The sequence below is a fragment of the Pseudomonas sp. 20-5 genome (genome assembly GCF_056782835.1).
On record NZ_CM165584.1, the window covers coordinates 5,572,729 to 5,585,337 of the forward strand.

Annotated in this window: 8 protein-coding genes; 1 reads left to right on the forward strand and 7 read right to left on the reverse strand. The window is 67.3% G+C overall.

Annotated features, from left to right (window positions below):
• Positions 1 to 3: 3 nt before the first annotated feature.
• From AC1RB9_RS25765 to AC1RB9_RS25785, 5 genes are all read right to left on the reverse strand, one after another.
• Positions 4 to 699: a peptidoglycan DD-metalloendopeptidase family protein gene (locus tag AC1RB9_RS25765; RefSeq protein ID WP_004352555.1), complete on the reverse strand. Its 696-nt coding sequence runs from the start codon at positions 697 to 699 to the stop codon at positions 4 to 6.
• A 186-nt stretch (positions 700 to 885) separates the two neighbouring features.
• Positions 886 to 1,737 carry a mechanosensitive ion channel family protein gene (locus tag AC1RB9_RS25770; RefSeq protein ID WP_003457447.1) on the reverse strand — a complete coding sequence of 284 codons (852 nt, stop codon included), beginning with the start codon at positions 1,735 to 1,737 and terminating at the stop codon, positions 886 to 888.
• A 250-nt stretch (positions 1,738 to 1,987) separates the two neighbouring features.
• Positions 1,988 to 2,923, reverse strand: a complete 936-nt coding sequence (locus AC1RB9_RS25775; RefSeq protein WP_003121150.1) for a transglutaminase family protein — start codon at positions 2,921 to 2,923, stop codon at positions 1,988 to 1,990.
• Positions 2,923 to 5,421 (reverse strand): circularly permuted type 2 ATP-grasp protein, encoded by a 2,499-nt coding sequence (locus tag AC1RB9_RS25780; protein ID WP_003116170.1) that lies wholly within the window; start codon positions 5,419 to 5,421, stop codon positions 2,923 to 2,925. Before AC1RB9_RS25780 ends, AC1RB9_RS25775 begins: the two co-directional genes overlap by 1 nt.
• Before the next feature lie 261 nt (positions 5,422 to 5,682).
• Positions 5,683 to 7,926, reverse strand: a complete 2,244-nt coding sequence (locus AC1RB9_RS25785; RefSeq protein WP_003457448.1) for a YgiQ family radical SAM protein — start codon at positions 7,924 to 7,926, stop codon at positions 5,683 to 5,685.
• A 213-nt stretch (positions 7,927 to 8,139) separates the two neighbouring features.
• Between AC1RB9_RS25785 and AC1RB9_RS25790 the strand changes: the two genes are divergently transcribed.
• Positions 8,140 to 10,041 (forward strand): diguanylate cyclase, encoded by a 1,902-nt coding sequence (locus AC1RB9_RS25790; protein WP_003112285.1) that lies wholly within the window; start codon positions 8,140 to 8,142, stop codon positions 10,039 to 10,041.
• A gap of 1 nt (position 10,042) precedes the next feature.
• On the opposite strand, the gene alr is transcribed toward AC1RB9_RS25790, so the two are convergent.
• Both alr and dnaB read right to left on the reverse strand, forming a co-directional pair.
• Positions 10,043 to 11,119 (reverse strand): alanine racemase, encoded by a 1,077-nt coding sequence (alr, locus tag AC1RB9_RS25795; RefSeq protein WP_003457449.1) that lies wholly within the window; start codon positions 11,117 to 11,119, stop codon positions 10,043 to 10,045.
• A gap of 68 nt (positions 11,120 to 11,187) precedes the next feature.
• Entirely contained in the window at positions 11,188 to 12,582 is a 1,395-nt protein-coding gene (dnaB, locus tag AC1RB9_RS25800; protein WP_003100012.1) for a replicative DNA helicase, read from the reverse strand.
• Positions 12,583 to 12,609: the final 27 nt, after the last annotated feature.

The window sequence follows — 12,609 nt, forward strand, 5'->3', positions numbered from 1 at the left end:
CTCTCAGGACGGCGGCAGCAGGCTCAGCGGGTCGAGCGGCCGGCCGTTCTGGCGGATCTCGAAGTACAGCTGCACCCGGTCGGCATCCGAGGAACCGGCCTCGGCGATCTTCTGGCCCTTGCCGACCATCTGCCCCTCCTTCACCAGCAAGCGGCTGTTGTGCGCGTAGGTGCTGGTGTACGAGGTACCGTGCTGGATGATCACCAGGTTGCCGTAGCCACGCATGTTGTTCACCGCGAACACCACCTTGCCGGCCAGCGAGGCCTGCACCGGCTGGCCCAGGGTGCCGGCGATGCGGATGCCCTTGTTGAGCTTGTCGGAACTGGAGAAGCGGCGGATCACCGGCCCCTTCATCGGCCACTGCCAGCCGCGCAGGGTCACCGACGGCGGCGGAGGCGGCGGCTTGCGCGCACGGGTGTTAGACGAGGAGCGGCTGCTGGCGACGTAGGTCGACTTGCGCCCGTCGAAGCGCACCACCTGGCCGACCTTGACCGCGTAGGGCGGGCGGATGCCGTTGGCGCGCGCCAGGTCCTTGTAGTTCCAGCCGTGCCGGGTGGCGATCGAATAGAGGGTGTCGCCGCGCTTGACGCGATACTCGCCGCGCATGACCTTCGGCACCGACGCCCCCGGGCCGGGAGCCTTGGAGCTGCACGCGGATACCGCCAGCAGGACGGCGATCAAGAGCAATCTGAAGAACACACGGAATCCTTTTCCCGATGAAACCCGGCCGGCTGCGGCGACGGTTGCAGGCCCGCACTATACCTTGTTCGCCGGGGTGCCCGTTGGACTCGCCGATGGCCCGTTTTCTCCGCGCGGCCCGCCACCCGGTCCGCGCACAAACGCCAACGCCCCGCAGGACGGGGCGTCGGTGCCGAGCGGGAAACGTCAGGCGCCGGCGGACTGCTGCACGATCACCGTCTGCGCCGGCATCGGTGCCGGGAAGTCGGCGCCGAGGGCGTCCTTGATCACCTTGTTGGTATCGAAATAGACCTGCCAGTAATGGTCGTTGTGGCAATACGGGCGCACCGCCAGCACCGGCCCGACCAGGTTGAACTCGAGGATCTCCACGTCCACCGGCGGCTCGCCGAGCACGTTGGGAATCGCCGCGACGCGCTGCCTGAGCAGGGCGATGGCCGCCTGGTAGTCGGCGGCACCGGAAAGCTGCGCCTTCAACTCGACCCGGCGGAACGGGTTGTGGGTGAAGTTCTGGATGTTGTCGCCGAATATCTTGTTGTTGCCGACCATGGTCAGCACGTTGTCCGGAGTGTTGATCGCCGTGGTGAACAGGCCGATCTCCTTGACCGTGCCGGTCACTCCGCCGGCGCAGATGAAGTCGCCGACCTTGAACGGCCGCAGGACGATGATGAAGCCGCCGGCCGCCAGGTTCGCCAGCAATCCCGACCAGGCCATGCCAATGGCCAGGCCGACCGCCGCGATCAGCGCCGCCAGGCTGGTGGTCTGGATGCCGAAGAAACCGAGGATGCCCACCACCAGCAGCACGTTCAGGGTCACCGTGATGAACGAACCCACGTAGCGCAGCACGGTGGGATCGACCTTTTGCCGCTCGAGGGATTTCTGCACCATGCCGACGGCGAAGCCGATCAGCCAGCGGCCAATCACCCAGAAGGCGATGGCCGCGAGAATCTTGATGCCGAAGGCGAAGGCGTACTGGGACACCGTCGCCCAGAGCGCGTTGATCTTCTCGGTACCTACGTTGACGATCGTCGTGTCATCCATATCGCTCACCGTGCGCAAGGAAGGAGTCTGGCTCCGTACGAGAACCGCCCCTGGCACCGGAAAGGCAGGCTCCGGCCCTTGGCCCGACAACGTCCGTAGCGGCTTCTGGAAAAGCTAGCACGGCGCCGCGAATTTGCCGGAGCACCGCTTCGTTGTCCCCAAACGGCGTGGGCGAGGCTGTGGACAACCTGGGTGAAAAGGTCCGGGAGTCCCGGGCGGCAGGGCCTCCGCGGGACCGATCACTTTTTGATCAGCCGGCAGTTTCCCGTAGCGGCAGCACCGTCACCCGCACCTCCGGGTCATGGCTACCGCCACCGAGGATCACCCCGCGCAACGGCGACACATCGGAAAAATCCCGCCCCCAGGCCAGGGTGATGTGCTCCAGGTCGGGCAACAGGTCGTTGGTCGGGTCGAAATCCACCCAGCCGTTCTCCGGGCAATACAGCGAGACCCAGGCATGCGAGGCGTCGGCACCGATCAGTCGCGCCTGTCCGGGCGGCGGGCGGGTCAGCAGGTAGCCGCTGACGTAGCGCGCCGCCAGTCCGCGCGCGCGCAGGCAGGCGAGCATCAGGTGGGCGAAGTCCTGGCAGACCCCGCGACGGCGCTCCAGCACTTCGTCCAGCGGCGTCGCCACCTGGGTGGCCTGCGCATCGAAGGCGAACTCGCGGAAGATCTTCTCCATCAGTGCCGCCGCCGCCACCAGCAACGGCCGTCCGGGCGGGAAGCAGTCGGCGGCGAACTCGGCGAATCGCCGCTGGATGCGCACATAGGGCGACTCGACGCGATAGCGGCAGGCTTCCAGCTCGGCGGCGGACAGCGCCCGCCCGGAAAATGCCAGCCCGGCGGCGACGGTTTCCCATGCCGGCGACGCGGTCAGTTGCGCCGGCGCATGGGCGAACACTTCGACCTGCAGTCGCGCGCTGACCCGCAGCGCCTCGTGGGGACGCTCGAAGGCCAGCCGGCTCAGCGGATTGCCGAATGCGTCGTGGCCATCCTCGCGCCGGCTCGGCCCCGGCTCGATCAGCAGTGCCCGCTCATGACAGGCCTGCCAGGCGCATTCGCGCGGCCAGAGATGCGCCAGTTGCCGCGACAGCGAGACCGGCGTCGCATAGCGGTAATGGGTGTCGTGCAGCACCTGGTAGCGGGCGCCCTGGAGCGGAACGGAGCGAAGCGCGGGTGCGGACATCAGGTGGATACCGTTCTCTGGCTGACATCGTCGACATGGGCGAAATAGCGCAAGCCTAGCCGATCGGAGACCTGTCCGGCGCAGGCGGCGATGTCGCGCAGCAGTCGCGCCAGCCCGACGAGCACCTCATCGAGTCCTGCCGCGCCGAACAGCGGGCTTTCCAGGGCCGCCAGATCGAAGCTGCGCAGGCGTTCGCCCAGGGTCCTGAGTTCCCGCTCGCGTGGCGCGCCGAACTCCTCGTGCAGGCGCTCCAGCGAACGCTCCAGGGCCTGCAACTGGAAGCGCAGCGAGTGCGGGTTCTGCTCGTGCAACAGGAGCAGGTCGAGCACCGGGACCAGCTGCGGCGACGCCAGGTAGCGCGAGCGGTAGGTGATGCCGCTGTTACCCAGCTCCAGCAGCCACTCCAGCGCGCCGGCGTCCCAGGCGCTACCGCCGTCGAGGAAGGCGGCGATGCTCTCGGCGAAGAAGCGCACGCGCTCGATGCGCCGGCCGATCATCAGGAAACGCCAGCCGTCGTCGCGGGTCATGTCGTCGAGGGCGAAACCGGACAACGCGGCCAGGGACATCACTAGCCGGTTGAGGAAGTCCAGCGCTTCGCCGAGGTCGGTGCGTGCCGGATCGAGCGCCTGCATGTCGCGTTGCAGCTCCAGCAAGGCCAGCCAGTTCTCCCCGGACAAGCGCCCGCGCACCTGCGCCGCCGCCCAGTGCAGGCGCCGCAGGTTGGCGCACAGGCTCGCCGGCCAGTGCTCGTCGAGCAACGCCCGCAACAGGCACCTTTCCAACGGCTCGCCATCCCCGGGCAGCAGGCCGATGCCGCCGGCCAGGGCCAGGGCGCTGCGCAACGCCTCTTCGTCGCCATCGGCATCCACGTAGCGCGACAGCACCACCCGCAACAGACGCGCATGGTCGTCGCAACGCTCGGCATAGCGGCCGTACCAGAACAGGTTCTCCACCACCCGCGACGGCAGGTAGGGGTCTTCGCGGACCAGGTCGCGCACGCCGAGCCGGCGCGGGCGCAACGGCTCGCCGCCGACTGCTCGCTCGGCCAGCACCCAGGTGTCCTTGCTCGCCCCGCCGCGCTGCATCGACACCACTTCGGCGTCCGCCGCCGAGGCTACGCGGGTCAGGCCGCCGGGCATCACCCAGTAGCGACCGTCGCTGGCGGCGACGGCGAATACGCGCATGCCGATGGCCCGCGACTGCAGGCCGACGCCGGCCTTGCCGTCGCGCCAGACCGGTGCCTGGGACAACTGCGCCAGGCGTTGCGCCACGTAGGCCTGCGGGCGCTCGCGCAAGCGCTCGCCGAGGGATGCCAGGCCGGCACTGTCGAGGGCGTGGCCGAACAGAGGTTCGCAGCGCTGGCCGGGAAAGGCCGGCTTGATCACCAGGTCGGGCAGTGCCGCGAGTATCGCCTCGAGGGCTTGCGGCTCGCCGCACCAGCGGGTGTCGAGCGAGGGCAGCGCCAGTTCCTCGCCAAGCAGGCGGCGACAAGCCTGCGGCAGGAAGCCGAGCAGGCCGGGCGACTCCAGCACTCCGCTGCCCAGTGCGTTGGCCACCAGCACGCGTCCCTGGCGTACCGCCTCGAGCAGGCCGGGAATGCCCAGCGCCGAGTCGGTACGTAATTCCAGTGGGTCGCAGAAATCGTCATCGAGGCGCCGCAATACCGCGTGCACCCGTTTCAGGCCGCCGAGGGTCTTGAGATAGAGGGTGGCGTCGCGCACCGTCAGGTCGTGCCCCTCGACCAGCGGAAAACCGAGCTGGCGCGCCAGGTAGAGATGCTCGAAGTAGGTTTCGTTGAAACGTCCGGGAGTCAGCAGCACCACCAGCGGCGTCTCGCCGTCGCCGGCGGCCTGGCTGGCGAGGGTCTCCTGCAGGGTGCGGAAATACCCGGCGAGATGCTGCACGCGCAGGTCGCGATAGAGTTCCGGCAAGGCCCGCGAGACGATCTGCCGGTTCTCCAGCGCATAGCCCGCGCCGGACGGAGCCTGGGTGCGGTCGGCAAGGACCTGCCAGCGTCCGTCGGCATCGCGCGCCAGGTCCACGGCATAGCTGTGCAGGAAAATCCCGCCGGGCGGCCGGATGCCGAGCGCCGGCCAGAGGAAGTTCGGATGGCCGAAGACCAGTTCGCTGGGCAGCAGCCCTTCGGCGAGCAGACGCTGGTCGCCGTACAGGTCGGCCAGCAGCGCATTGAGCAGCCGAGCACGCTGCGCCACACCAGCGGCGATCGGCTGCCACTCGGCGGCGGACAGCAGGTTCGGCAGAAGGTCCAGCGCCCAGGGGCGGTCGGTGCCCTTGGGATCGGCGTAAACGTTGTAGGTGACGCCGTTCTCCTGGATCTGCCGTTCCACCAGGGCCTGGCGCTGGCGCAATTGCTCAGGGCTGCTGCGCTCCAGTTGGCGGAACAGCCGCTGCCAATGGGGACGCACGCCGCCCTGGCGATCGAGCAACTCGTGGTAGGCCGTATCGGTGAACGGATAGTGGGCAAGCAGCTCGGGCATCGAAGGCTCGCGGGGCTGGGGTTGCGGTCACTGTAGCGGAGTCGGCGGCGCGACGCCGGAGCGAAGCGACGAGGCGTTGCCGGGTCCGCCACGACGGTTCTTCGTGAAGACCGGGATGCCCCGGAAGCGCAAGACTTGTGCCAGCGCCGTCAGGCCCGGGCGGCCAGGAGGTCGTGCCGCGGCAATGCACTGCGACGGTGCGCGACCGCAGGCAAGGTTGCAGCCGCGCACGCTTTGCGGGCGGCAGGGCCGCCCCGGCGATCAGCGCGGGATGTTCGGCTGGCGCGACTTCTTCTTGCCCTTGGCGAAGGCCGTCGCCTTGTTCTGCTGGCCCTTGCTCCACGGCTTGCCGCCGTCGCTGGCGCGTGGCGGCAGGCCGGTATGCTGGGTCAGCAGCTTGCCGGCCTTCTTGCTGCCGGCCGGCGTCGAGTTCTTCCGCCGGGCGCTCTGGTATTCGCCGGTATCCGGCTGGTAGGTCGGGACCAGGTGGTGCTTGCCATTGCCGATCAGGTCGGCGCGCCCCATCCGCTCCAGCGCCTCGCGCAGCAGCGGCCAGCCTTTCGGGTCGTGGTAGCGCAGGAAGGCCTTGTGCAGGCGCCGCTGCTGGTCGCTCTTGACGATGGTCACGCCATCGCTCTTGTAGGTGACCTTGCGCAGCGGGTTCTTGCCCGAGTGATACATAGCGGTGGCAGTGGCCATCGGCGAAGGATAGAACGCCTGGACCTGGTCGGCGCGGAAGCCGTTGCGCTTGAGCCACAGGGCCAGGTTCATCATGTCTTCGTCGGTGGTCCCGGGATGGGCGGCGATGAAGTACGGGATCAGGTACTGCTCCTTGCCGGCTTCCTTCGAGAACTTCTCGAACATCTGCTTGAAGCGGTCGTAGGTGCCGATCCCCGGCTTCATCATCTTGTCCAGCGGACCGCGCTCGGTGTGCTCCGGGGCGATCTTCAGGTAGCCGCCGACGTGGTGGGTCACCAGTTCCTTGACGTACTCGGGCGACTCGACGGCGAGGTCGTAGCGCAGGCCGGAGGCGATCAGGATCTTCTTCACCCCCGGCAGCGCCCGGGCCTTGCGGTACAGCTCGATCAGCGAGCTGTGGTCGGTATCGAGGTTCTCGCAGATGCCGGGGAACACGCAGGATGGCTTGCGGCAGTGCCGCTCGATGTCCGGGCTCTTGCAGGCGATGCGGTACATGTTCGCCGTCGGTCCGCCAAGGTCGGAGACCACGCCGGTGAAGCCGGGTACCTTGTCGCGCATCTCCTCGATCTCGCGGATGATCGAGTCGTGCGAGCGGTTCTGGATGATCCGTCCCTCATGCTCGGTGATCGAGCAGAAGGTGCAGCCGCCGAAGCAGCCACGCATGATGTTCACCGAGAAGCGGATCATCTCGTAGGCGGGAATCTTCGCCTTGCCGTAGGCCGGGTGCGGCACGCGGGCATAGGGCATGCCGAACACGTAGTCCATTTCCTCGGTGCTCATCGGAATGGGCGGCGGGTTGAACCAGACATCCACTTCGCCGTGCTTCTGCACCAGGGCACGGGCGTTGCCCGGGTTGGTCTCCAGGTGCAGCACGCGGTTGGCGTGGGCATAGAGCACCGGGTCGTTGCGCACCTTCTCGAAAGACGGCAGGCGGATCACGGTCTTCTCCCGGGTCAGCCTGGGGTTCGCCAGCAACTGCACGACCTTGGCTTCCTGCGGGTCATCCTGCGCGCCCTTTTCCTGCTCGATGGCGCAGGCGGCGGTGTCCTGGGTGTTCACGTAGGGATTGATGATCTTGTCGATCTTGCCCGGCCGGTCGATCCGCGTGGAATCGATCTCGAACCAGCCCTCCGGGGTGTCGCGACGGACGAAGGCGGTGCCGCGCACGTCGGTGATCGCGCTCACCAGTTCGCCCTGGGCCAGGCGCTGGGCGATTTCCACCACCGCACGCTCGGCGTTGCCGTAGAGCAGGATGTCGGCCGTGGCGTCCATCAGGATCGAGCGGCGGACCTTGTCCTGCCAGTAGTCGTAATGGGCGATGCGCCGCAACGAGGCCTCGATCCCGCCGAGGATCACCGGCACATGGCTGTAGGCCTCCTTGCAGCGCTGGCTATAGACCAGGCTGGCGCGGTCCGGGCGCTTGCCGGCCAGGCCGCCGGGGGTGTAAGCGTCGTCGGAACGGACCTTCTTGTCCGCGGTATAGCGGTTGATCATCGAGTCCATGTTGCCGGCCGCCACGCCGAAGAACAGATTCGGCTCGCCGAGCTTCATGAAGTCGTCCTTCGACTGCCAGTCCGGCTGGGCGATGATGCCGACGCGGAACCCCTGGGCCTCCAGCAGGCGGCCGATGATGGCCATGCCGAAGGACGGGTGGTCGACGTAGGCATCGCCGGTGACGATGATGATGTCGCAGGAGTCCCAGCCGAGCTGATCCATCTCTTCCCTACTCATAGGCAGGAAGGGCGCCGGACCGAAACACTCGGCCCAGTACTTGGGATAGTCGAACAGCGGCTTGGCGGCTTGCATCACGGGCACCAGGGGGTATCTCTAGGAATGGGGGGTCGCGAAAACGCGGGGCGCGGAATATAGCACAAAAAATGAGCAATTCCGACGTTTTCACTGGGTATTGCCTGTCGTCGGCCGGCTTCGAAAAAATGCCATCATTTAGCCATCTTGTTTCTATACTCCATTCATCGTCATCTCACCCGGCCTCTAAGGCAGGCCCCCGGGAGAGTCATCGTGCGCCATCCTCTTGCCCTGCTCGCGGTCATCTTCCTGCTACTGGCCAGCGCCGTTTCGCGCGCCGCGCCGGAGTTTCCGGCGCCTCCGGCCAGCGGTGCCTGGTTGAACGGCTCGCTGGACCTGCTCGAAGACCCCGATGGCAACCTGGCGGTGGAGGACCTCGAACAAGCGGAGCAGGCCGGCCGCTTCGTCGCCGCCGCCGGCCGCACCAGCGTCGGCCTCAGCCGCAGCGCCTGGTGGCTGCGCCTCGACCTGCCGAGACGCGAGGCGGTATCCGGCGGCTGGTGGCTGGAAGTCGCCAGCGCCAGCCTGCACGACCTGCGCCTGTACCTCCCCGACGAGCGCGGCGGGTTCCGTGAACATCGCAGCGGCGAAGCGGTGCCCTTCGCCGAGGGCCGCGACCACGCCTATCGTCATCCGCTGTTCCGGATCCCTCCCGGCGATGGGCCGTTGCGCGTCTACCTGCGCAGCTACGATCCCGGCGGCAACGCCTTTCCGCTGAGGCTCTGGAGCCACGACGAACTGCTGGAATACCGCAGCCAGGGCAACCTGCTGTTCGGCATGGCCTACGGGCTGATCCTCGCCCTGCTGCTGTACAACCTGTTCCTCTTCACCAGCCTGCGCGATCGCGCCTATTTCTGGTACGTGCTGACCGCTGCCAGCGCGCTGGTGCTGACCCTGAGCATCAGCGGCCATGGTTTCGAGTATTTCTGGCCCGAGCGGGCGGTGCCCTGGTGGCTTGACCGCCTGGCGCTGCTGGCGATCTGGGGCATCTGCGTGATCCGCTTCAGCCAGAACCTGCTGCAAAGCCGGCAGCACGCACGCTGGGCCCATCACCTGCTGAACGCCTGTTGCCTGCTGTTCCTTGCCTGCCTGGCGTTCAACGCCGCCGGCTGGCGCTGGCAGGCGGCCGGCGTGCTGGCGCTGACCCTGCTGGCCAACCTGCCGATCGCCATCGGCCTGGCAGTGCAGCGCTGGCGCCAGGGTTCGGCCACGGCGCGCCTGTACCTGGTCGGCTTCGGCCTGGTGCTCGGCAGCGTCAGCCTTGGCGTGATGCGCGCCACCGCGCTGGTCCAGCCGACCTCGGCCAACGCCATGGTCTTCCCGCTGGCGCTGACCCTGGAGGCCCTGCTGTTCTCCCTGGCGCTCGCCTCGCGCATCCAGGATCTGAAGCAGGAAAGGGCCCTGGCCCTGGACCAGGCCGACCAGGAAAAGAACGCGCGCCTGGCCCTGCTGCACAGCGCCCAGCGCGACCTGGCACGCGCCGTGGAAGTCCGTACCAACGAGTTGAGCGAGGCCAATCGCCAGTTGCAGATGCGCGAAGCGCAACTGCAGTACGCCGCCCATCACGACCCGCTGACCGGGCTTGGCAACCGCAGGCACCTGATGGAGTTCGCCGAAAGCGCCCTGGACGACGCGCGCCGCCACGGCAACAGCATGGCGCTGCTGCTGATCGACCTGGATCACTTCAAGCCGATCAACGATACCCATGGCCACGATGCCGGCGACTTCGTCCTGCAGAACGTGGCCCAGCGGCTGCGCCATTGCGTGCGCACCGAGGATTGCGTGGCGCGCCTCGGCGGCGACGAATTCGCCGTGCTGGTCGGCGGGTCGAATGCCGAGCAGCATGCCCGCGACATCGCCGAACGCCTGCTGCGAGAACTGGCGAAACCGGTGGAGTTCGCCAAGCAGTGGCTGGTGATCACACCGAGCATCGGCGTCGCCCTGTTTCCCGGCGACGCCCTGCAGTTCGGCAAACTCTACAAGGCCGCCGACCAGGCGCTGTACCGGGTCAAGGGCGCCGGGCGCGCCGGCTATGCGATGGCTGCCGACGATGAACGCGAGACCGCGCCGGCGCTCCCCTGGCCGACCGCCCTGGCACCGGAGCGTATCTCCTGAATCAGTGGCTGTAGCGTCGCGGAACCCGAGCCGTGACCTTGCTCAGAAGCTCGTAGCCAAGGGTGCCGCAGGCACGGGCGACCTCGTCCACCGACAACCCGGCGCCCCACAACTCCACCGGGTCGCCAACGCGAGCCTCCGGCAGGTCGGAGAGGTCGACCGCCAGCATGTCCATCGAGACCCGCCCGGCCAGGGTCGCGCGGCGTCCCCCGACCAGTACCGGAGTCCCGGCTGGCGCGGTACGCGGATAGCCGTCGGCGTAGCCGCAACTGACCGTGCCGATCCGCGCCGGCCGCTCGGCGATCCAGGTGGCGCCGTAGCCGACGCTCTCACCCACGGCCACCTCGCGCAGTGAAATCAACTGCGCGCCCAGGCTCATGGCCGGCTTCAGGCCCAGTTCGGCAGCACTGAGGTCGGCCAGCGGGGTCGACCCGTAGAGCATGACTCCCGGCCGCAGCCAGTCCATGTGGGCGGCCGGGATAGTCAGCACCGCCGCCGAATTGGCCAGGCTGCGCTGGTCGAAGTCCAGGTCGAGCAGGCCGAGGAAACTCTCCAGCTGCTGTTCGGTGAGCGGATGGTTGCGTTCGTCGGCGCAGGCGAAATGGCTGATCAGGTTCAGCTCGCGCACACCGGGATGGCTGCGCAGGCGCGCATGCCAGGCGCGCAGCGCGGCAGGATCGAAGCCCAGGCGGTGCATGCCGGAGTCGAGCTTGAGCCAGACGTTGAGTGGAATATCCAGGCCGGCGGCGAGGAACGCCTCGCCCTGTTCCGCGCCCTGGATCACCAGGTCCAGGCGCAATTGCCCGGCGAGGGCGTATTCGCTCGCCTCGAAGCAGCCTTCCAGCAACAGGATGCGCGCGCTGGCGTGCAAGGCGCGGACTTCCGCGGCCTCCTCCAGGCAGGCCACGGCGAAGCCATCGGCATCGTCGTGCAACGCGGTAACCACTTCGCGCGCACCGTGGCCATAGGCGTTCGCCTTGACCACCGCGAACGCCTGGCGCTGCGGCGCGCAGCGCTTGGCCAGGGCATAGTTGTGGCGAATGGCGGAAAGGTCGACGGTGGCAACGAGGGGACGCATGGCATCGGGTCCTGCAACTGAAACGGGTGCCTATGGTAAGGCGCCCGCCGGGCAAGACCCAAGCCGGGTCATTCGTCCTCGAAGTTGTACATGCCGGCGGCAAGGTTCTCGAAGCGCGTGTATTTGCCGATGAAGGCCAGGCGCACCGTACCGATCGGACCGTTACGCTGCTTGCCGATGATGATTTCGGCGACGCCCTTGAACTCGGTCTCCGGGTGGTACACCTCGTCGCGGTAGACGAACATGATCACGTCGGCGTCCTGCTCGATCGCCCCGGATTCGCGCAAGTCGGAGTTCACCGGGCGCTTGTTGGGTCGCTGCTCCAGGGAGCGGTTGAGCTGCGACAGGGCAATCACCGGGCAGTTGAATTCCTTCGCCAGGGCCTTCAGCGAGCGGGAAATCTCGGAAATCTCGTTGGTCCGGTTGTCGCCGCTGGAGCCGGGTATCTGCATCAGTTGCAGGTAGTCGATCATGATCAGCGCCAGGTCGCCGTGCTCGCGCACCAGGCGACGGGTCCGCGCGCGCATTTCCGAGGGACTGATGCCAGCGGTATCGTCGATGAACAGCTTCTTGTCGTTGAGCAGGTTGATCGCCGAAGTCAGGCGCGGCCAGTCCTCGTCGTCGAGCTTGCCGGAACGCACCTTGGTCTGGTCGATACGCCCGAGCGACGAGAGCATACGCATCACGATCGAGTCGGAGGGCATCTCCAGGGAGTACACCAACACGGCCTTGTCGGTGCGCATCACCGCGTTCTCGACCAGGTTCATGGCGAAGGTGGTCTTACCCATCGACGGACGCCCGGCGACGATGATCAGGTCGGCCGGCTGCAGGCCGCTGGTCTTCTCGTCGAGGTCGGTGAAACCGGTGGACACCCCGGTCAGCGCCTCGGTGGTGTTGAACAGGTAGTCGATGCGGTCGATGGTCTTGACCAGGATATCGCTGATCCCTACCGGCCCGCCGGTCTTCGGTCGCGCTTCGGCGATCTCGAAGATCTTCCGCTCGGCCTCGTCGAGGATCTCGTTGGCGCCGCGCCCTTCCGGGTGGAAGGCGCTGTCGGCGATCTCGTTGCTGATGCCGATCAGTTGGCGCAGGGTGGCGCGCTCGCGGATGATCTGCGCGTAGGCCTTGATGTTGGCGACCGAGGGAATGTTCTTCGCCAGTTCGCCGAGATAGGCCAGGCCGCCGACCTGGGCCAGTTGTCCTTCCTTCTCCAACTGCTCGGAGAGGGTCACCACGTCGATCGGCTGGTTGGCCTCGGCCAGCTTGTAGATGGCGCGGAAGATCAGGCGATGGTCATGGCGGTAGAAATCGCCGTCGGACACCGAATCCGACACACGCTCCCAGGCGTTGTTGTCCAGCATCAGGCCACCCAGCACGGCCTGCTCGGCCTCGATCGAGTGCGGCGGCACCTTCAGGGCTGTGGTTTCCAGGTCGTATTGCTCGGGGCTGGTGATCTCGTTCATAGACTCGACGCAAGAAAAAGGAACAGC

What these genes read in the sequence shown, in the direction of transcription:
- AC1RB9_RS25785 (WP_003457448.1), bottom strand. Translation starts at nt 7,926, where the DNA reads ATGCAAGCCGCCAAGCCGCTGTTCGACTATCCCAAGTACTGGGCCGAG.
- AC1RB9_RS25780 (WP_003116170.1), bottom strand. Translation starts at nt 5,421, where the DNA reads ATGCCCGAGCTGCTTGCCCACTATCCGTTCACCGATACGGCCTACCAC.
- alr (WP_003457449.1), bottom strand. Translation starts at nt 11,119, where the DNA reads ATGCGTCCCCTCGTTGCCACCGTCGACCTTTCCGCCATTCGCCACAAC.
- dnaB (WP_003100012.1), bottom strand. Translation starts at nt 12,582, where the DNA reads ATGAACGAGATCACCAGCCCCGAGCAATACGACCTGGAAACCACAGCC.
- AC1RB9_RS25770 (WP_003457447.1), bottom strand. Translation starts at nt 1,737, where the DNA reads ATGGATGACACGACGATCGTCAACGTAGGTACCGAGAAGATCAACGCG.
- AC1RB9_RS25775 (WP_003121150.1), bottom strand. Translation starts at nt 2,923, where the DNA reads ATGTCCGCACCCGCGCTTCGCTCCGTTCCGCTCCAGGGCGCCCGCTAC.